The organism is Enterococcus sp. 125944, assembly GCF_051909435.1.
GTDB classification, from domain to species: Bacteria; Bacillota; Bacilli; order Lactobacillales; family Enterococcaceae; genus Enterococcus_D; species Enterococcus_D gallinarum.
Genome location: NZ_JBQASY010000006.1, coordinates 1 through 20,175, shown reverse-complemented (window position 1 = coordinate 20,175; position 20,175 = coordinate 1). Strand labels below are relative to the sequence as shown.

General features: G+C 38.0%; 19 protein-coding genes. 3 read left to right on the top strand and 16 right to left on the bottom strand.

All coding sequences use genetic code 11. From position 1 onward, the window contains the following. Position 1: 1 nt before the first annotated feature. The 12 genes from wecB to ACTFWY_RS06920 are packed head-to-tail and all read right to left on the bottom strand — an operon-like array spanning position 2 to position 11,921. Positions 2-1,129 (bottom strand): non-hydrolyzing UDP-N-acetylglucosamine 2-epimerase, encoded by a 1,128-nt coding sequence (wecB, locus tag ACTFWY_RS06975; protein ID WP_439926688.1) that lies wholly within the window; start codon positions 1,127-1,129, stop codon positions 2-4. A gap of 2 nt (positions 1,130-1,131) precedes the next feature. Further along, entirely contained in the window at positions 1,132-2,241 is a 1,110-nt protein-coding gene (locus ACTFWY_RS06970) for a capsular polysaccharide biosynthesis protein CapF (RefSeq protein ID WP_439926686.1), read from the bottom strand. After that, the gene (locus ACTFWY_RS06965) at positions 2,238-3,260 is read right to left on the bottom strand and encodes a polysaccharide biosynthesis protein (protein WP_439926684.1); all 1,023 of its coding nucleotides are present in this window, start codon (positions 3,258-3,260) and stop codon (positions 2,238-2,240) included. The genes ACTFWY_RS06970 and ACTFWY_RS06965 overlap by 4 nt, the downstream gene beginning before the upstream one ends. A gap of 2 nt (positions 3,261-3,262) precedes the next feature. Next, the gene (locus ACTFWY_RS06960) at positions 3,263-4,486 is read right to left on the bottom strand and encodes a glycosyltransferase family 4 protein (RefSeq protein ID WP_439926683.1); all 1,224 of its coding nucleotides are present in this window, start codon (positions 4,484-4,486) and stop codon (positions 3,263-3,265) included. After that, positions 4,483-5,349: an NAD-dependent epimerase/dehydratase family protein gene (locus ACTFWY_RS06955; RefSeq protein ID WP_439926681.1), complete on the bottom strand. Its 867-nt coding sequence runs from the start codon at positions 5,347-5,349 to the stop codon at positions 4,483-4,485. The genes ACTFWY_RS06960 and ACTFWY_RS06955 overlap by 4 nt, the downstream gene beginning before the upstream one ends. Continuing rightward, positions 5,346-5,960, bottom strand: coding sequence for a sugar transferase (locus tag ACTFWY_RS06950; protein WP_439926680.1), 615 nt, complete (start codon positions 5,958-5,960; stop codon positions 5,346-5,348). The genes ACTFWY_RS06955 and ACTFWY_RS06950 overlap by 4 nt, the downstream gene beginning before the upstream one ends. 11 nt (positions 5,961-5,971) lie before the next feature. Continuing rightward, positions 5,972-7,789 carry a polysaccharide biosynthesis protein gene (locus ACTFWY_RS06945; protein ID WP_439926678.1) on the bottom strand — a complete coding sequence of 606 codons (1,818 nt, stop codon included), beginning with the start codon at positions 7,787-7,789 and terminating at the stop codon, positions 5,972-5,974. 12 nt (positions 7,790-7,801) lie between these two features. Next, positions 7,802-8,566, bottom strand: a complete 765-nt coding sequence (locus ACTFWY_RS06940) for a tyrosine-protein phosphatase (RefSeq protein WP_171917389.1) — start codon at positions 8,564-8,566, stop codon at positions 7,802-7,804. Positions 8,567-8,586: 20 nt separating this feature from the next. Continuing rightward, positions 8,587-9,291 carry a CpsD/CapB family tyrosine-protein kinase gene (locus ACTFWY_RS06935; RefSeq protein WP_003126043.1) on the bottom strand — a complete coding sequence of 235 codons (705 nt, stop codon included), beginning with the start codon at positions 9,289-9,291 and terminating at the stop codon, positions 8,587-8,589. Positions 9,292-9,302: 11 nt separating this feature from the next. Beyond that, the gene (locus tag ACTFWY_RS06930; RefSeq protein ID WP_113849503.1) at positions 9,303-10,082 is read right to left on the bottom strand and encodes a YveK family protein; all 780 of its coding nucleotides are present in this window, start codon (positions 10,080-10,082) and stop codon (positions 9,303-9,305) included. Between the two features lie 15 nt (positions 10,083-10,097). After that, complete coding sequence (locus ACTFWY_RS06925; protein ID WP_029486612.1) at positions 10,098-11,030, bottom strand: LCP family glycopolymer transferase; 933 nt, start codon at positions 11,028-11,030, stop codon at positions 10,098-10,100. A gap of 27 nt (positions 11,031-11,057) precedes the next feature. After that, positions 11,058-11,921, bottom strand: coding sequence for a hypothetical protein (locus tag ACTFWY_RS06920; protein WP_103299526.1), 864 nt, complete (start codon positions 11,919-11,921; stop codon positions 11,058-11,060). Positions 11,922-12,651: 730 nt separating this feature from the next. On the opposite strand from ACTFWY_RS06920, the gene ACTFWY_RS06915 reads away from it, so the two are divergent. After that, complete coding sequence (locus tag ACTFWY_RS06915; RefSeq protein WP_185079675.1) at positions 12,652-14,121, top strand: helix-turn-helix domain-containing protein; 1,470 nt, start codon at positions 12,652-12,654, stop codon at positions 14,119-14,121. Positions 14,122-14,280: 159 nt separating this feature from the next. After that, positions 14,281-15,213: an L-lactate dehydrogenase gene (locus ACTFWY_RS06910; RefSeq protein WP_219644949.1), complete on the top strand. Its 933-nt coding sequence runs from the start codon at positions 14,281-14,283 to the stop codon at positions 15,211-15,213. Between the two features lie 106 nt (positions 15,214-15,319). Here the strand turns inward: ACTFWY_RS06910 and ACTFWY_RS06905 are convergent, their stop codons facing one another. The 3 genes from ACTFWY_RS06905 to ACTFWY_RS06895 form a co-directional block, all read right to left on the bottom strand. Then, the gene (locus ACTFWY_RS06905) at positions 15,320-16,513 is read right to left on the bottom strand and encodes a 3D domain-containing protein (protein WP_208774932.1); all 1,194 of its coding nucleotides are present in this window, start codon (positions 16,511-16,513) and stop codon (positions 15,320-15,322) included. A 203-nt stretch (positions 16,514-16,716) separates the two neighbouring features. Then, entirely contained in the window at positions 16,717-17,487 is a 771-nt protein-coding gene (locus tag ACTFWY_RS06900; RefSeq protein ID WP_439926676.1) for a putative ABC transporter permease, read from the bottom strand. Between the two features lie 143 nt (positions 17,488-17,630). Continuing rightward, on the bottom strand, positions 17,631-17,993 hold the full coding sequence (locus ACTFWY_RS06895; RefSeq protein WP_005470943.1) for a DUF7006 family protein: 363 nt from the start codon (positions 17,991-17,993) through the stop codon (positions 17,631-17,633). Between the two features lie 392 nt (positions 17,994-18,385). Here ACTFWY_RS06895 and ACTFWY_RS06890 point away from each other — a divergent pair, with 392 nt between their 5' ends. Further along, on the top strand, positions 18,386-19,009 hold the full coding sequence (locus ACTFWY_RS06890) for a hypothetical protein (RefSeq protein ID WP_103299520.1): 624 nt from the start codon (positions 18,386-18,388) through the stop codon (positions 19,007-19,009). A gap of 214 nt (positions 19,010-19,223) precedes the next feature. Here ACTFWY_RS06890 and ACTFWY_RS06885 read toward each other — a convergent pair. Further along, the coding region (locus tag ACTFWY_RS06885; RefSeq protein ID WP_439948477.1) for an SH3 domain-containing protein at positions 19,224-20,175 on the bottom strand (952 nt) is incomplete at its 5' end.

Below are 20,175 nucleotides of genomic sequence, written 5' to 3'. Positions count from 1 at the left end.
CTTAATATTTCTTCCATACTACACGATTCACATAGTCTGTATAAGATAAAATAATCCGAAGTACTTTCTCTGATACATTTGGCATTGAGTAGTCTGAAACTTTTCTTAATGTATCTTTGTCTTGTTTTTCCAGTACACTAAGTCCTTCCAGTATACGATCGCTAGCTAGTCCTACCATCATCACTGATGCTTCTTCCATAGCCTCTGGACGTTCATGAGCTTGCCGAATATTCAAGGCTTTGAAATTAAGAATAGACGACTCTTCGCTGATAGTTCCACTATCACTTAAAACTGCTTTTGCATTCATTTGTAACTTATTGTAATCATTGAATCCCATTGGCTTCATCGTTTGAATCAAAGAATGAAATTGAACTCCTTTTTGTTGAATCATTTTCATCGTACGTGGATGTGTACTGATAATTACTGGATATTGATATTTTTCAGCAATAGTATTTAACGCTTCAACTAAATTAGAAAAGTTTTCTTCTGAACTGATATTCTCTTCCCTGTGTGCTGAAACCAAAAAATATTCATCTTGTACTAGAGATAATTCATCTAAAATCATTGAGTTTTCAATATCTTCTTTTCTTGAATTCAATACTTCAAACATTGGGCTACCAGTTTTAATGATACGATCTGCTGGGAGTCCTTCTCTTAGTAAATATTCTCGAGCAATATCACTATAAGTTAAATTGATATCTGCCGTATGATCAACAATTTTACGATTTGTCTCTTCAGGGACACGCTGATCAAAGCAACGATTTCCTGCTTCCATATGAAAAATAGGAATATGTCTTCTTTTAGCTGCAATAGCACACAAACAACTATTCGTATCTCCAAGCACTAAAAAGGCATCTGGTTTTACTGTATCAAGAATTGGATCAATTTTAATTAAAATATTCCCTACGGTTTCAATAGCGGTACCCGTTGCAGCATTCAAAAAGTAATCTGGCTTTTTCAAATTAAAGTCTTCAAAAAACACTTCATTTAATTCATAATCATAGTTTTGTCCTGTATGAACCAATATATGGTCGATAGCCTCAGAATTTTCTAAACGATTGATTACAGCCGATAGCCGGATGATCTCAGGGCGAGTTCCAACAACTGTCATTACTTTCAATTTCTTCATATTCAAACCTCCAAATAATAGGTATCCGGTTTTTGAGAATCAAACGGTTCATTTACCCACATAATCGTGACCATATCTGTGGAACCTAAATTTTCAATATTATGGGTATAACCTACGGGAATATCCACTACCTCCAATTTTTCTCCGGATACAAAATACTCAATAACTTCTTCAGAATCAATTTTTCTAAACCGAATTACTCCTTCACCACTTACAACCAAGAATTTCTCATTTTTGGTATGATGCCAATGGTTTCCTTTAGTGATTCCAGGCTTAGAAATATTGACAGAAACTTGTCCGCGATCCTCTGTTCTTAAAAATTCAGTAAATGATCCTCTTTCATCTATATTCATTTTTAATGGATAAGAAAAGTCATCCTCAGGTAAAAAGCTTAAATATGTGCTGTATAAATTTTTCTCAATTCGATTACTCAAATTGGGAACAGATAAATTCTTACGGCTGTTTTTAAAAGATACAATGAGATCCCTTAATATCCCCACAGTGATTGTATCAGTTTCTGGAACAACACAGTAGCTTTCTTTTGATGTCGGAGTCCCTTCCAAACAGTGAATCAATTCCTTAACAACGTCGTCAATATAGCATAATTCAATTTTAGCAGTTTCATCGTTAACGATGATTTCTTCGCCTCGAGCAATTTTGTAACAAAATGTAGCAACAACTGTATTATAATTTGGCTTCGACCACTTCCCATATAGATTAGCAAAGCGATAAACATATACGTTAGCACCAGTTTCTTCTTGATAAGAAAAAAGTAATTCTTCTCCTGCTTTCTTACTCTTACCATAAGAGTTATCTAATGCAGCTTGGATAGATGAGGAAATCATTATTGGACAAGTATTGTTATATTCTTTTAGCTTATCTAATAGAAGAGACGTGAACCCAAAATTTCCATCCATAAACTCTGAATCATTTTTTGGACGATTGACCCCAGCCAAATGAAAAACAAAATCAGCTTTTAAGCAGTACTCATCTAGTAAATAATCTGGTGTATCAATATCGTAGACAAAAATGTCAGAATATCCGTTATTCTTCAATTCAGTCACCAAATTTTTACCAACAAAGCCATTTGCGCCTGTCACTAAAATTTTCATTGTTTTCTCCACTCTTTCAACTCTTCTTGAACGTACTCTAGCTCTAATAGCTTGTCTTTGATTTGTTCCACTGAAAGACGTTGTGTATTATCTGAATTATATTCCCCTTCCGTGGTTAACTCTGTACTTCCTTCCACGAAATACTTATCATAGTTCAAATCACGTGTATCAGCAGGAACACGGTAGAAGTTGCCCATATCTTTTGCCACAAGATATTCTTCTTTTGTAAGTAAAGTTTCATATCGCTTTTCACCATGTCTAGTACCAATGATATGAATTTCATTATCTGCATGAAATAGTTCTTTCACTGCTTGTGCTAGATCTCCAACGGTAGAAGCTGGCGATTTTTGAACCATGATATCCCCTGCTTTTGCATTTTTAAAAGCAAAGACGACAAGTTCAACTGCTTCTTCTAAGCTCATTAAAAATCTTGTCATACCAGGATCTGTCACAGTTAAAGGCTTACCAGATTTAATTTGTTCAATAAACAAAGGAATGACAGAACCTCTGGATGCCATGACATTGCCGTAACGTGTACCACAAATCATAGTATTTTCATCAGAAACCGTTTTTGCTTTAGCAACGAAAACTTTTTCCATCATCGCTTTTGAAATTCCCATGGCATTGATAGGGTATGCTGCCTTGTCTGTTGAAAGGCAAATAACTTTCTTCACGCCCATTTCAACAGCTGCAGTAACAACATTATCCGTTCCCATAACATTCGTTTTGACAGCTTCCATAGGGAAAAACTCACAGGAAGGAACTTGCTTTAAAGCAGCTGCATGGAAAATATAGTCAACACCATACATTGCATTTTTCACGCTATTTATATCCCGTACATCCCCAATATAAAACTTTAATTTATCATTATTGTATCTCTTACGCATATCATCTTGCTTTTTTTCGTCACGAGAAAATATACGGATTTCTTTTATATCAGAATCCAGAAATCTCTTCATTACAGCATTTCCAAAAGAGCCTGTTCCACCTGTTATTAATAAAACCTTATTTTTGAACATTATTATTCCTCCAGTACTTTAAAAATCATATTTTTGTACTTTTCAATCTGAATATAACTATTGTAACTTACAGTAATTCTATTTTTCATATTTTGTTCCATTTTTGAAACCAGATTTTTATCATCTAAGAGAAGCAATAGCCAGTTGACTAACTTCTCGGACTCACCATTTTTGACAGATATTCCTGCATTATTTTCACAAATTTCTTTTGAAATATCTGTATCTGCACTCATGATAGCAATAACTGGCTTTTTTGCTTGATAATAGCTATAGGTCTTACTAGGAACTGCCAAACCAGCCAAATTTTTTTCAAGCGAAACAATGAAAAAATTTGTAATATTCAACGCATCGTTAAAATCACTGCCACTTAGATAATCATATAAATAACAATTTTCCAGACTATACCTTTTAATCACATTTTTTATTTCTTCATGTTTATTTCCATGACCCGCAAAAAGAAAACCAATTTCTTTTTTTGGAATAAGTGGGTTTGAAATCACATCAATGATAGTTTGCATATCTTGTGCAGTTCCCATATTTCCAAAATAAGAAATAATAATTTGATATTTTTCTCTGAGTTCAGAGAATTCTCTTGACTTAATACTTGCAATCTCAAAGTTTTCTGTGGCCCAATTTTGGATAACTGTAACTCTATCGGATTGAATCTCTCTTTCAGAAACTATAAATTTTTTCATGTCATTTGATAAAGCAACAACTTGAGAAGCATTGGGAAACAGCTTGGAATTGATTTTTCTCATAACTTTTGAAATTAAACTATTTTCAGAAATTGCATTTGTTCGTTCCGCAATTTCAGGATAAAGATCATATGCAACAAAAATAATTTTGCACTGAAATAGTTTTTTTGCAATGATTGCAACCAAGGGTAATACTGGTGGATTTGAATAAACAATAATTACCTTGTATTTCCTACATTTCATTATATTCAGAATCATGGTAGCGGTGAATGAAAAATAGTTTATCAAGCGACTAAGAAAGTTTTTTCTTCCCAATTGGAGATACTTCTTTCTGAAAATAGTCATCCCCTCTACAACTTCTTTTTTGAGAATGATCTTTTCTTTTCCCATATATTCTTTAGGGTATCCACACATTATATCAATAGTTAATCCAGCATTTCTTAAGCCAAGTGCTGTTTGGTATGGCAATAGTGCAGATGACACATACTCTGGATAAAAAAACTGACACATAAATAGTACATCTTTTCTCACTTTTCACTCTCCTCAATGCTACAGACAAAATCCTTTTCTTGATAGGAAAAATTTATATCTCTATATGAAGAATCTGGATACCCTAACATTGTCGAATCATAATATAAAGAACCAAAAACTTTTTGTATTAGTCTTGACTTAAGAGAGAAAAACTTTATGACATTTTGGAATCCTGGAACTAACGTAATTTTTCTATTATGAACTCTAGCTATTTCGCTGACTAATTCTGAAGTATTCACAAATTGTTTATTTTGAGGGTGATAAATTCCCTCCAGTTCATTATCTATTATTATTTTTAAAAAACTATGCAGATTTTCAATGTAAAGCATGCTTCTTTTATTATCTATTTTAGGAAAAAATAATATTTTTTTTACTAAAATAGATAATTTTTGATAGTTGCCAGTACATCCGGCTCCATAAATCATTGGTGGTCTTATTATTGCTACTTTAAATTCATTGTTTTCCAATTCTTGTATAGCGACTTCTGCTTCAAGTTTGGATTTCCCATAAGCGTTTCTAGGATTTTTATTTGTATTGATTCCGATAGCTCCCTCATCTACGCCAAAAACCGACATCGTACTAAAAAAAATGAATTGTTTGACCTCTTCCTGACAAGCTTTTTTAGCTACTTCAACTGCCAAATCTCGATTTATTTTGTAGTAAAGTTCTTCATTTTTTTCTCTAACATGGACAATTGCCGCTAAATGTATTACACAATCGTAGTTCGAAAAATCTTTCTTTATCCAATTAGTATCTTTTACACTAATTGTTTCAAAGGAATACTCATATTGATGCTGTTCCATCCATTCCACGAAAGAGTTGCCGATATAACTATTTTCTCCGGTAATAAGAATTCGTTTCATTCCACATCCTCCTTCTTCATCGTTCCGGTACCACCTTCGACGACACCATCACTTTTAAATACAGAGGTAATCGTTTCAAAGAAACATTTAACATCCATTCCAAAACTAATGTGTTCTGTATAATACCCATCAAGCTTAGCTTTTTCCTGTATCTCTAGCTCATCACGTCCACTGATTTGAGCCAGTCCAGTCAATCCTGGACGAATGTCATTTGCCCCATATTTATCTCGTTCTTCAATCAAATCGTATTGATTCCATAATGCCGGACGTGGACCAATCACTGCCATATCACCTTTTAGAATATTAAAAAGCTGTGGCAGTTCATCTAAACTAGTTTTTCGCAAGAATTTCCCAACTTTTGTGATAAAAAAATCAGGATTCTCTAACAAATGAGTCGGCATTTCTTTTGGAGTATCAACTTTCATCGTGCGAAACTTGTAGATATTAAAATGACTTTTGTCTTTACCAACTCGCTTTTGTTTGAAAATAATTGGTCCTTTTGAATCTACTTTAATTGCTAGACACAAGATCAAAAAAATCGGGGAAAGAATGATTATCCCTGCTAAGGACAGCAAAAAGTCGATCCCTCGCTTTACCCTATCTTTGTACACTTGATCCACTCCTATTTATTTGAAGCATTGGCAAAAGCAACAACATCTTTTGCTAGCTGTTTGTCATCATCAGATAATTGTTCAATAAATTCCATGACTTCTGCTATTGAATAGCCAGTAATATTGCCAACAAAAATTTTCTCGAATACGGCTTCATCGTTTCGTTCTTTATCTAATAGCAGTTCTTCATAGAGTTTTTCCCCAGGACGAATCCCGGTCTCAATAATTTCTATCTCATCTTCACTATAGCCACTCAATCGAATCATATTTTTTGCCAAATCAATGATTTTGACTGGCTCACTCATATCTAGAATAAAGATTTCTCCACCTTTAGCCAAAGCTCCTGATTGAATTACCAATCGGCTGGCTTCCGGAATGGTCATAAAATAGCGCGTCATGCGAAAATCCGTGATGGTAATTGGTCCGCCATTTGCGATTTGTTCCCGAAACACGGGAATCACACTTCCTCTAGAACCTAACACATTCCCAAAGCGGACAGCCGAAAATTTCGTACATCCTGCTTCATTTAATCCGGTAACGATCATTTCGGCGATTCGTTTCGTCGCTCCCATGACATTCGGAGGATTATTTGCTTTGTCTGTAGAAACCATAACGAAGTTTTTTACTTTGGCTGCTTTAGCAGCTTCTGCCACATTTTTAGTTCCGTAGACGTTGTTTTTAACGGCTTCTCTTGGATTGTATTCCATCAATGGCACATGTTTGTGGGCCGCAGCATGATAAACAATTTCCGGTTGATAATCTTCCATGATTGCAAAGATTTTCTTACGGTCTTGGATGTCTGCAATGATAGGAACGATTTCCGTAACACACTCTGAGTAGTTGTTCCTTAATTCGCGATCAATTAAATAGATTGAGTTTTCTCCGTGACCCAGTAACAATAGTCTACGAGGGTTGAAGCGGATTACTTGACGACAAATCTCTGAACCGATTGATCCCCCGGCACCTGTTACTAGGATCGTTTTTCCTGTGATTTGATCTTTGATGGCATCAATGTCCAACTGGACTTCATCTCGTCCTAATAAGTCAACCACATCGATTTCTTTTAAGCGAGAAAGATTGATTTTTCCTGAAGCGACTTCTTCCATTGACGGCATACTATTTACTTTTACATGTAACGGCTCGATCAATTCAAAAATTTCACGAAGCTTTTTCCGGGAAAGAGATGGAATCGCTATAGTGATCATAGCAATTTCATATTTTTCAACTAGTTCAGGTAAGTCTTTGATAGAGCCAAGTACTTTCTTGCCAGAAAGATAGGTGTGTCTTTTATTGGGATCATCATCAATGAAACCAATCACATTGATATCGCCAGCTGTTTTTGAACCTAGCAAGCTATTATAAAGGATTCGGCCACCCTCGCCAGCCCCGAGAATCAAGGTGTTTTTTACTTCTTCACTCGTTATGCAGCGACTATTTTTCTTCTCGACATACAAGCGCCAAACTAGCCGGCTAGCAATAATAAAGAACATCGAAAGAAAGTACGTAGAGATCACCAGACGCATACTATAATTTTCTTTACTGAAAAAAAGAAGAAGAATTGTTGTAATTGAACTTAATGTCAACGCTAAAAAGATAGCGATCATTTCTCGCAGATTCGTGTAACGATTAATTCTGGAAAAGACACGAAAAATCCAGCCAAATAGCCAGTATAAGACAATTGAAAGGACAATTGAAATTTGCATGAAATCCATTGGAATACTAACAAATGGTTTCATAAAATAATACGAAGCAATATTGGCAAAAACCAATAAGATGCTGTCCACTAGAATCAACGTGGCTATTTTTCTTCTTCTTGTTAACTCAAACAACCCAAAAGCCCCCTAAAATAACCCAAACTTTTTCTTTTTTATCATTGTGTATTCTGGATAATCGATTTGATCCCCATTTATCAAATCTTTCGCCACTTGTTTCATTAAAGTTACTTTATTTGGATCAAAATCTTTGGCGATTTGCTCATAAGCCTCTTTCATATAAAAAGTCCGTTTCTTGACTCCGTGAGCATCTGAAGCTACCATCTGAACCAAATTGTATTCAACCATTAATTTGGCCGTTTTTTGTATGTCTTTTCCAAAGACTCCCATATAGCTTGGAGCCGTCAATTGTGCTAAGCACCCCATTTCTAGGAATGGAATCAAATTATTTGGATCTTTTCTAAAATAGGCGTTTCGCTCTGGATGCACGATAACTGGTGTCTTTCCAAGACTCTTCAACTCAAAAAAGACTTGTTCGGAATAAGTTGGTACTTCCATTGTAGGAAATTCTATCAAAATATACGTATCGTCCAGATCCGTAAATAAAATCTCATCATTACGAATATCCTCAATTAAATCTCCTGTTATCCGTACCTCTTGTCCTTCTAATACGGTCAACGGCAAATTTCGCTGGTCTAATTCTGATTGCAAAGAAGAGACCAACGAAATAACGTCAGATTTTGGATTGTGATATTTCCCGTTGTTGTGATGTGGCGTACACAGGATGTGAGTGATTCCTTGACTAATGGCTTTTTCTGCCATCGCAATACTTGCTTCCATCGTTTCGGCACCATCATCGATACCAGGTAAAATATGACAATGTAAATCAATCATTTCGTTCGTCTCCTAATTCATTAATTCCCGTAATAATAGTAATAGCCTGAATCTTTGTTATTCTCTGCCCCGTTGTAGACTACCCCTAATACGCGAGCTTGCACCATATTCAATAATTCTTTTGCTTTTGTTAATGGCTCTTTGCGGGAAACATTTTCGCGCACAACGAGAATCGTCCCATCTGCTTTGGAAGCCATGATCTGGGCGTCCGTTACTGCCACTACTGGCGGCATATCAAAAATCACAATATCATAGAGTTTCTTTGCTTCCGCCATCACTTGGTTCATTCTAGATGATCCCAATAATTCCGAAGGGTTTGGTGGTTTAGGACCACTTGGTAAAATGGAGAGATTGTCGATCACTGTTTGTTGGGCTGCCTCAGCTAGATTCGTTGAAGTGCTCAAAACTGTACTAACGCCCACATTATTCAGTAAATTAAACGTTTTGTGGACGGTGGGTTTCCGCATATCTGCATCCACTAACAATACTCGTTGACCTGATTTTGCAAAGACCACTGCTAGGTTAGCAGATGTGGTCGATTTGCCTTCGCCTGGTCCCGAAGAAGTGACGACTAATGTTTTTATTTGTTGATCCGCTGAAGACGCAAATTGAATATTGGTTCGAATCGTCCGATATTGCTCTGAAATAGGAGAAGAAGGATCCACTAAAGTGATCAGACTTACTGCATGGGTTTGGGTCCCTTTACGTTCTTGTTGTTTAGCCATGTCTCTTCCTCCTATACTCTCGAACGGCTGCGACGAGATTCCGTCGTTTTGTCATTCGTTGGTTTCTTCAAAGTTGGTCTTGTTGGTTTCTTTTGGATCGTCGCATTTAATTCTTTTTGCGACATTTGAGGTACAGTCCCTAAAATCGTATAGCCAATCGTATCGGTAACAAATTTGTCGTCTTTTACGGTACGATCTAATAATTCAAATAAGAAAGCAAGTCCGACACCGACCATCAGCCCCAGCACTAATCCAATAGCTAAATTTAATTTATTATTTGGCGATACCGGTGATGTGCTGGCAACAGCACTTGAAATGATGGAAATTTTGTCCACATTCATGACGTCTTTGGCATTTTCCTGAAAGACTAGTGCTGTGGTGTTAGCAATTTTTTGTGCGGTCACAGCATTCGGATTGGTTGCTTGAATCGAAAACATTTGGGAATTTTGAGATTGATTGACTGAAATCGCGTCTTTGATTTCTCCAGCCGTCATTTTGACATTGCTTTCTGATTCCAGACGATCTTTGACTTCGTTCAATACTAAGTCACTGACAATCATGTCTTTATACGTATTGATCATTTGCAGATTGGTATTGACATCATTGACATTTGCGGTTTCCGATTGCGGCAGTGTCACGATCAATTGGGCTTGTGAACTATACTTTGGTGTGATCACAAAGAACGTTGCAATTCCTGCAAGTGCCAAGCCGGCAAACATGGCAATAATGATTGAAGCCAAGTGTTTTCGCAAGACTTCAAATATCTCTTTTAAGCTAATTGTTTCTTCCATTTCTTCTCCACTTTCTTATTCATTCTCTAGATTTAATTGTTCTTTCAGTTCTGTTTGAACTCGATTCAGTTCTTCCTCACTAACCCGTTGGTAGGAAATGCCATCTTGCATGAAGCCTTCCCCTTTAAGTTGATCTTGTTTGATCGTTTTGAAAGCATCCCGATAATCCAATGCAATCGTCCGCATATTATCAAAACTCATATCTGTCTTCATATTGCTTTCGACAGCACTCAAGATATCTTGGTATTTGCTGACGCCATCAAAGCTCAACACTTTCTTAGCAATTCCCTCAACGATTTTGCGTTGTCGTTCTTGACGGCCATAATCGCCATTGGGATCTTCATGCCGCATACGGGAATACGCCAATGCTTGATCGCCATCTAGAGTGATTTTTCCAATCGTGAAATCATAATTGTCTTGACTAAAAGTCAGGTCATTATTGACCTCAATGCCTCCCACGGCATCTACCAATTCTTTCAGACCGGCCATATTGATTGAGATATAATGATCCACGGGAATATCTAAATATTTTTGCACGGTATCCATCGACATTGCAGGACCACCAAATGCATAGGCATGATTGATTTTGTCTTTCGTACCATGACCGACAATGTCCACATAAGTATCCCGAGCAATACTAACGATCGTTGTTTGTTGATCTTCTGGACTAACCGTCGCTACCATCATCGTATCTGAACGGCCTTGATCGACACGTCCCAAGTCCCCAGTATCGATCCCCATCAATAGAACTGAAAAGGACTCTTGTTTTTTTAAATCAACAGGATTTTCCCGTTTCTTTTCATCTTGTGAACGCTCCACTGATTCATAGGTCTTTTGGATCGAACCGGATAGATCCATGTATAACTTGGCGCCGATTCCTACCACACCGATCACGAGTACAGCAACGATTCCAAAAATAATCAAAAAAATCTTTTTTCCTTTTGACATAATTATTCCTCCAGTTGGCTCTTCCTATCAATAATAGGATTCTGAATCTGTCTCTGAACTATCCGTCATACTATCTGAATAGCCATCACCAGTCGTTGCCGTATCTGTTGTATTACCGTAATAACCAGCATAGCCCATTTGTGAAGCAACGGTTTCTGCAAGCTTGGTATATTTTTCTTTCAAGTCTTTATTGCGAATTTTGCTGATGCTGTCAACGGCTGATAAGTAGTTCTCGTAGGTCACTGCATCCGTCACTTTATCGTCTTTCAGCATACGATCAAATTCTTTTTGCAGTTTTGTCACGCGATCAAGTTGAGCATCTGCAAAACCAAGGTATTCTTTCACTAACGCTGTCCATTTGTCATCCTCAAAAAAATTCAAGTTTTCACGAATGCTGCCAACGTCAGTCTCTTTCAGATCTTTTTTGATGATGACGTCATTTTCGGCTTTCTGCCAGTTGGAGACGCCTTTCGTGAAGAGCTTATCGGTTGCTTCTTGGATTTTTTGCTTTGCTTCGATATCCTTCAATTCATCGTCAATGGCTTGTTTCTGCTTTTGGATCTCTTTTGCATCTGCCGGCAATGCATTCTCTTCGATGCCGTATTCTTCACCAGATACTTTGATCATGGACAACTTTCCGACGAGCTGGCTGATATCATCAGCGGTGATGCCCGCTTTTAAGAATGTTCGATCCTCATTGAGATAAAGGCTTGCGACCTCCTTCTTCAATGATGCAATACTGTCGGTCTCACTGGCGATCGCAGTTTGCGCATATTCTACCCGCTGCTGGTATTGTCGCTGATTGTTCTGGCGATATCCAACCAAACAGATGGCAACGGATCCAACACCGACTGCCACAACGGTCAAAGTCTTAAGTAACGGCTTTCCCATGAACACACTCCCTAAATTATTTGTGCTTTATAAATTTATCTTTTCAATCAAGAAAAGCAAATTTGCTCAATTCTAGTTAATTATAAGAGAAAATTGAAATTAAATAAAGGTAATTTACCAAGTTTTTACATCATTAAGAACAATGTTTTTGCAAAAATTGTGATTTAACTTGAATAAAACAGCGATCTCTTTTATATAAAAAAACATCCAAAAATATACATTTTGTTATTTAATTCCTGACGATCAATTTTTTCATTAAAAGAATTTCATTCTCTTTTTCATCTTTCTGCAGGCATTCGTTAAGGTATATCCCTTGTAATAAAACTAGCATCATGAACAGCGAGAAAAATCACGATTTTGTTTCTTAAAGGAATCTTGGATGTTTGCAATTATTTTTGAGTCTTTTTTCAATCTAGTAATTAAAAAATTTAAATAGTTGAAAAAACCATTTTTTACTCATTTAATTTTCTATTTTTAAGTGCTCGCTTTGATCTGTTTTTATAAACCACCTTATTTTTCAATATTCTATTCTTTGAAATGGGAAGGTGTCTGTTCTTTTTCATCTGGTTTTTTTGCCAATAAATGACTGCAAAAGAATGGTTTATTGGCAATTCATGTCAATTTTTTCACCGTTTGATGAAATACGTGATTTGTTATTGCGATTCTAACTTCATTAAGATAGCTATAGACAGATTCAATTCTTTAATTGGAAAATGAAAGGAGCAAACCAGTGAGAGAGCTTCAGATGAAATTCGTTACGAATACTGCAACGATCCGTTGGATGCGCATTCTCGACTTATTTGAGTTAGAGCCGCTTTGCTCTACTCGTGCACTGGCAAAGGCTTCCTCAAGTACGACGCGAACGATTGTGACTGATATCACAGACATGAAGTCCCATTTCAAGGACGCCCTCCATATCGATTCGTCCCACAAGGGTTATATTTTCACCGTATTGAACCCGACGAAGTACCTCGCAGCGAAACGAGCACTGATTACTGACGAGATTCTTTTCCATATTGTCGAGAGTATTTTTCAGCATGAAGAAATGCGTTCTTCAGAATGGGCAGAAAGGTATCATATCTCGGAGAGTACGGTTCTTCGTTACTTGAGAAAAGTACAACCTGTTCTTCGCGACTACCACTTGCAGCTGGATTATAACCCAATCACATTCATTGGCGATGAAATGGATATCCGTAAATTTTTTCATGATTTTTATTATGAATCAGAAATCACGGCACACACGATCTTTCCCCCTATTGCGATTCACGACATCACCGTCAAAGCTTTTTCTGACTGCCAGCGAACCAACAAGCAAGCCTGCTCATTTGGAGAGCTCAATTATTATTTGTACATAACCCTTGAGCGCTATTGCGGGGGACACACAGTGAAACTACCAAAAAAAATCAGCAAACTGTTTTCAACTAAAGAAGATTTCAAAGAATTTGCGGAAATCAATCAGCATATCTTTGAACACTACCAACAAAGACTGCCCCAAGAAGAGATTCTCTATCTCTTTCTGTTGGTTTGGAGCCGGCGTTCGATTAGTGACGTTACTGGTGAGGAAGTCTTCTGCCAAAAATACAATCAGTGGGCAGAAATCACTCAGCTGGCCAGTGATTTTGTAGCTACCTGTATTCCTGAAACCAAAAATTCCTCCCGCGATCATATCTTGATCGAATCTTTCTTTACCGTAGCCAAAATCAAGCAGTTGCTCTCCCCTTTGTTGAATCATAATATTGCCGATGTCAATCTTTACGCCCAGCGCTTGTTTCCTGAGTCTTATCAAAAATGTCGGAATTTTCTCACAGAAAATCCATTAGCTGTTGCTACTTGGAATAAAAAGAGTTTATCCCATTTAAGCGCCAGTCTGACGATCTATTTGGAATCTATCAAATCGCTTTATTGGCATACCAAAAAAAATGTTGCTTTCTTATTTGAAGGCTCATATATTCTCTGTCAGTATTTAAAAAGCAAATCGATGCATTACTTGCATAGCTCAAAAAACTTTTTCTTTCCTGATTCAAATGAATTGTCACCTGATTATTTAATGATGAATCACATTGATCTCGTGGTAACAAATTACACAGAATATGTTTCCGATTATGCTAATGACATTGATTGTTTGATTTTTAAAACTTTCCCTGACAAAAATGACTGGAATAAGCTAGCCAAATGTCTCAATCCTCATATGAATGCTTAAGAGCACTTCCGACTATGACAGGGGAAGTGCTCTTAAGCGTCTATTGCTTCCCTAATCATAAGACAGCAACGCCCCTGAGAACGTATCAATACTCTTTTTTCTGGTTCTTTGGTACAGTTTAGGTGTATTTAAGTCGAATCAAATTTGGGAGGATCTTTCATGGAGAAAATCATTCTGATCGGAAATGGGGATGTAGGTTCGAGTTACAGTTTTGCATTAGTCGCTCAAGGAATTGGCAATGAAATTGGTATTATTGATTTAGATAAGGCAAAAGCAGCGGGTGACATTCAGGATTTAAATCATGGCTTGGCATATGTTGGTCCCAAAACACTATATGTTGCTGATTATGAGGATTGTCGAGATGCAGATCTTGTAGTGATCACCGCTGGTGCAGCACAGCTGCCCCATGAAACACGACTGGATTTGACGAAAAAGAATGCTCAGATCATGAAAAAGATCGTGAAATCTGTTATTGCTAGCGGTTTTCAAGGGATCTTCTTGATTGCTAGTAATCCAGTAGATGTTTTGACTCACTATGTCAAAAAAATCACTGGCTTTCCCTCTCACAAAGTGATTGGTTCTGGAACTTCTCTCGATAGTGCGCGCTTGCGTAATGCGATTGGCGAGCAGTTGACCATTGATCCACGGGATATTCAGATTTACGTCTTAGGGGAACATGGTGATACCCAATTTCCAGTCTGGTCCCATGGCAATATTGGTGGCTTAAGTGTTCACGAGTGGCTGGAAAAACACCCAAGTTTTTCGGAGCAAGATCTCGGCCTGATTGCAGAAAAAGTGAAAAATGCCGCTTATGACATCATTGCTGCCAAAGGTTCGACACATTATGGGATAGCAATCTCGCTGGCTAGGATCACCCGCAGTATTTTAAAAGATGAACATGCAGTACTGCCGGTTTCTGTACACTTAGAGGGACAATATCAAGCAACCGATGTCTGTATTAGTTCCCCTGCAATCGTCAATAGTCAAGGCATTCGCGAAATTATTGAAATGCCTCTCAATGAGTCCGAGCAACAACAAATGTACGATTCCATCCAAACATTGAAAACGATGCAGGCACAGCTGCAGGAATGAAACGAGCTTTTCTAGATGATGCTTTTACCCACTAAATAAAAAAGCGTATCTTGTCCACCATCAATCATGAATGATGGTAGGGTTACAAGATACGCTTTTTCGTTTATTAGTCTAGAATCGTTACTTTTACTTGACGTCGGCCCCATTGCAGACATTTGGCTACATTATCAAAGTGGACATCAATGATATTTCCTTTGATCGCGCCTCCTGTATCTAGCGCTAGCGCCACGCCATATCCTTCAACATTCACCAAGGTACCTAATGGGATCACACTTGGATCGACTGCGACCGCCATTGGATTGCTGCGAAGATCTGTGCCGCTGGCAGTCAGGTGGCTAGCACCTTTCTCTGCATAAGAATATGCGGTTGATTCCATGATCATTGTCTTGCCGCTGGAAGGTGTGTTGCTACCCGAATTGTTGGAGCTGTTATTCGAGTTGTTTGAACTATTATTCGTCGAACTGCTGCTCGTATTGCTTGAAGCTGAATTGCTGCTTGAACTGCTGTTTGATTGCGCGCTCTCACTTGAAGATGACGACTCTTGACTTGAGCTTTCACTCGCTGCTTTTTCCGCTGCCTTCGCTTCTTTTTCTTTAGCTTCTTGTTCGGCCGCTTCTTTGGCTGCTCTTTCTTTGGCTGCTTTTTCAGCAGCTATCCGAGCTTCTTCTGCTTCTTTGCTGGAAGCAATCTTTGCTAAGGTCGATTCGTTTTCTTTCAACTGTGTCTGCAAGTTGGCGATCTTACTATCCAACTCTTGCGCCTGTGCTTCCAAAGAGGATTGATCCTGCTGTAAGGATTCTTTGGTAGACTCGGCTTTTTCTTGCAGAGACTCTAATTTTTCTTTTTCAGATGTCAACGAGTCGATTTTTTCTTTTTCTAGATTTTGGAGCATTGTCATGGCGTAAGCCCGGTTGATGAAATCTTGGATATTGGAAGATTCCAACAAGACTGTCCAATCTCTGGTTACTCCACCGTTGACCTGAATGTCTTTCATTCGTTCTGCAACTACAGCTTCACGTTTTTCAATCGTTTCTTGAGTTGCCTTTATTTCTTCTTTGGTTTGTGCCAACGTTTCTTCATTGTTAGCGATTTGTGCTTTTAATGCTTCAACCTCGCTGTATTTATTATTGACATCGGTCAAAGCGATTTGTACTTCTGTACTGATTTGCTGACTTTGCTGCATAACGGCACTTTCTTTCTCTTTCAATGATTCCAGAGATTCAGCCTGCGCAAAGATCGGCGAAACGATACCTGCCGCAAAGACTGCGACGACCATGGTACGTAATTTCTTTGCCTTCAAAAAAATTCCCTCACTTCTCACTATGGTTTCCAACGCTTATTATTATACAAATTCTGGGGGCAAGATATATTGCAACTCTTTTACAATTTATTACAATTTTTAGCCAAAGTGGGAGAAATAAGAGTCTATTAAAAAATAATTCACGTGAAAGTGGGAAATCAGAGCCTTGAAAAGGCTTTTTTTATTGTAACACTTTTGTAATATTACTCTCTCTTCTTACGTAATTCTTCCACAAACCGCCGTAAGTCTTGAACATTGGTAATCTCATTGATTTGCAGTTTTTGAAAGTTTTTTAAAAGTCTTCGCTGATGAAAATTCAGCTTCGGTAACGTTTCACGCAATTGCTGCCAATCGATTGGCAGTTCAGAAATACGTTCCTGCCAATTGTTTTTCTTTTGTTCCAAACTTTCTGATAAAGTGGCTTTCTGCTGTTCAATAGCACGGTCCAGTCGTTGAACCGTTCGTTGAAAAGCAGCAAGATTAGCCAATGTATAGCCCATATCCAACGACATCGCCATCAACAATCCAACAGGTAGATAAAAATTGAATCTTTCAGCCAACATTTGGACAATGATCAACATTTGCGGATGAACGATGCGGACGATCAAGACACAGCAAATGCCCCAAAAGATTGAAATTGGGACAGCCACGCGACCATTGATATTCAAAAAAACATTGTGGTAATCCCACCATGAAGCATGAAACAGTTTTTCTAATAAAAAGCTCGTCACGTACTCTAATAAGGTCACTAAAACAGCTGCTGCAAAAAAGAGCAGCAGCAATTGGTTATGTAACGGTCGCAGTAAATACAAGACACCTAAAATTCCAAAGCCATAAATAGGAGTGATCGGTCCTACCAAAAATCCTCGATAAACAAAATGTCTGGCTTTTATCGAGCAGTAAACCGTTTCCCACAGCCACCCCACAAAAGAATACAAGAAAAACAGCAAAACGATCTGAGTAAATTCAGTCATGGAAATCTCTCCTAACGAATGGTAAATATCTTTTTTGGAAAAGCATTATAAAAGAGCAATATAATAGTAGAAAACTTTTCTTTCTTATTCCAGTATACGCTTCGTTTGTCGTTAAAGAAAAGATTTGCGTTAATCTGATCGAGTCATCTGCCCTTTCCAAAAAGGATCGAGGGATGTCCTGTATCTGTTAAATTGTAACCGCACAATTCTTTTGTATAGGTGCTATGATCTAGTTCGATATTCTCGATGATTTCTTCCTCTGAAAAACCTTGGAAATCAAATTCGCTGATATAGCTTCGCAAAAGGACCAATTTGGCATCGAGTAAGATGATTTGTTGTACACTTGTCCAGAAATCTTCCTCAGATTCTTCACGAACAATTCTTTCTACTTCTGCTTCCGTCACTTGCCAGTATCTATGAACCAATGGCAGACGTTCCTTCATCACCGCAAAATCAATATTCCCACGCATCTTTCGCAAATACTCTTTGACATCTGGATAAAACATCCACTCACCTCTGTTTTCTAGCATTTCCCTGCTTAGGAGACTATCAATGGATAATCGACAGCTAACTAAAAGTTCTGATTGCCAATGACAGCACAAGTGTACCTTTCCGACAATAATCATCCTGAGCAGCGAGGGATGCATTCACTTTTTATATAGCATAGCAAATGATTTGTGGGTTTTATAATCAATTTTTGCATCATGTAAGGAAAAATGTGTACAATCTCCTATACTATCCAGACTTAGCCAGCAGATAAACGAAACTTGAATTTTTAAAATTCGATAAACTACTTTCAATAGTGCTTATTTAGAAAGATTCTTCTATTGCCTTATTTACGAGCTTATTATAGGATAAATAAAATAAGTTTTTTAAAAAAACTAGAAGGAGTAAAAAAATGAAAAAGCACATGGTTTTAGGTTTAGTTGGGTTTGGGTTATTTTTAGCAGGATGTACAGAAAAACCATCGGGATCGGTTGATTCTTCCACAAAAGAAAAAGAGCGTACACAATTTTCTTCCACTGTAGGATCTTCTGAAACAGCCAGCACTGGCACTTCAGAAAATGTGATTCCTGTTGAGAAGCAGACGATCACTGGTGTAAGCGGTTATTCCTATTCGCTGGAACTGCCGACAAATTGGCAAACTGTAGCCGATTTTGAGTCACTAAATCCAGATAATGATTTTATGCTTTCTGATTCGTTACAAACTAAATTTCTGGCGGCTGTTGTGGAGTCTAAACAAGACTTTGCAGATTTCGACAGTTATCTTGCATTGGTTCAAGACAGTTTAGCATCGAATTTTGGTACCAACGCGACATTTTTACCGGTTCCTGGTACTCAAACCCAAATGGTTGATTTTGCTGCAACTGTAGAAGGGTTGAACATACATTACTTATATTATGTAACAGAAACCGATAATAATTATGTTCAATTGTATGGTTGGACCTTAGCAAGTCTTTTTGATTCCTCAAAAGATGAACTAACAAAGATCATGGATAGTTTCCAGGAGCTCCCTCAATAAAGGCATGAATGCAGAACAGCCGTTGCTTTAAACTCAAACGAAAGAAGGAGATCAACACAAAAATTGTGCGGTCTCCTTCCTTCGTTTGGAAATTTTTTACATCTGATTTTTTTCTCATATTTCTTTTATCTGGCAGCTATTCGATTATTGCCCTCTTGTGCCTTCATCATTGTACTTTCATCTTAATGTTTCTATCTATTGCCTATTATTAGGGTCATTTGCTGACGATCAATCGTTGTCCCACAAAAATCAATGAGCCGCTGATATTGTTCCATTGCATCAGCTGATTGATTGAGACCCCATAGCTCTGTGCAATTCCCCATAAGGTATCTCCTGATTTTACGGTATATGTCTTAGAACTAGAGGTACTGCTGACTTCTTTCACATAGGCACCACTGACCCAGCCTTTGCCTTCCACCCGGTACCAGGTACTATTGCCATTAACACTGGTTCCTTGTTTTTGGGCCACTGCCTTGAAGGTCGTATTGTTGGCTAATGACCCCACTACACTGGCACTGGTTGAAGCATCTGAACGAATATTCAGCGCTGCCGTGGTTTTGAATTGCTTGTTGATGGTTTGTTCTGAATTATTGCTGTTATTGTTGGATCCTACTTCCGTCACATACGCAGCGCTGACCCAGCCTTTGCCTTCCACCCGGTACCAGGTACTATTGCCATTAACACTGGTTCCTTGTTTTTGGGCTACTGCCTTGAAGGTCGTATTGTTGGCTAATGACCCTACGACACTGGCACTGGTTGAAGCATCTGAACGAATATTCAGCGCTGCCGTGGTTTTGAATTGCTTGTTGATGGTTTGCTCTGAATTATTGCTGTTATTGTTGGATCCTACTTCCGTCACATACGCGGCGCTGACCCAGCCTTTGCCTTCCACCCGATACCAAGTACTGTTGCCATTAACACTGGTTCCTTGTTTTTGGGCCACTGCCTTGAAGGTCGTATTATTGGCTAATGACCCCACTACACTGGCACTGGTTGAAGCATCTGAACGAATATTCAGCGCTGCCGTGGTTTTGAATTGCTTGTTGATCGTTTGTTCTGAATTATTGCTGTTATTGTTGGATCCTACTTCCGTCACATACGCGGCGCTGACCCAGCCTTTGCCTTCCACCCGATACCAAGTACTGTTGCCATTAACACTGGTTCCT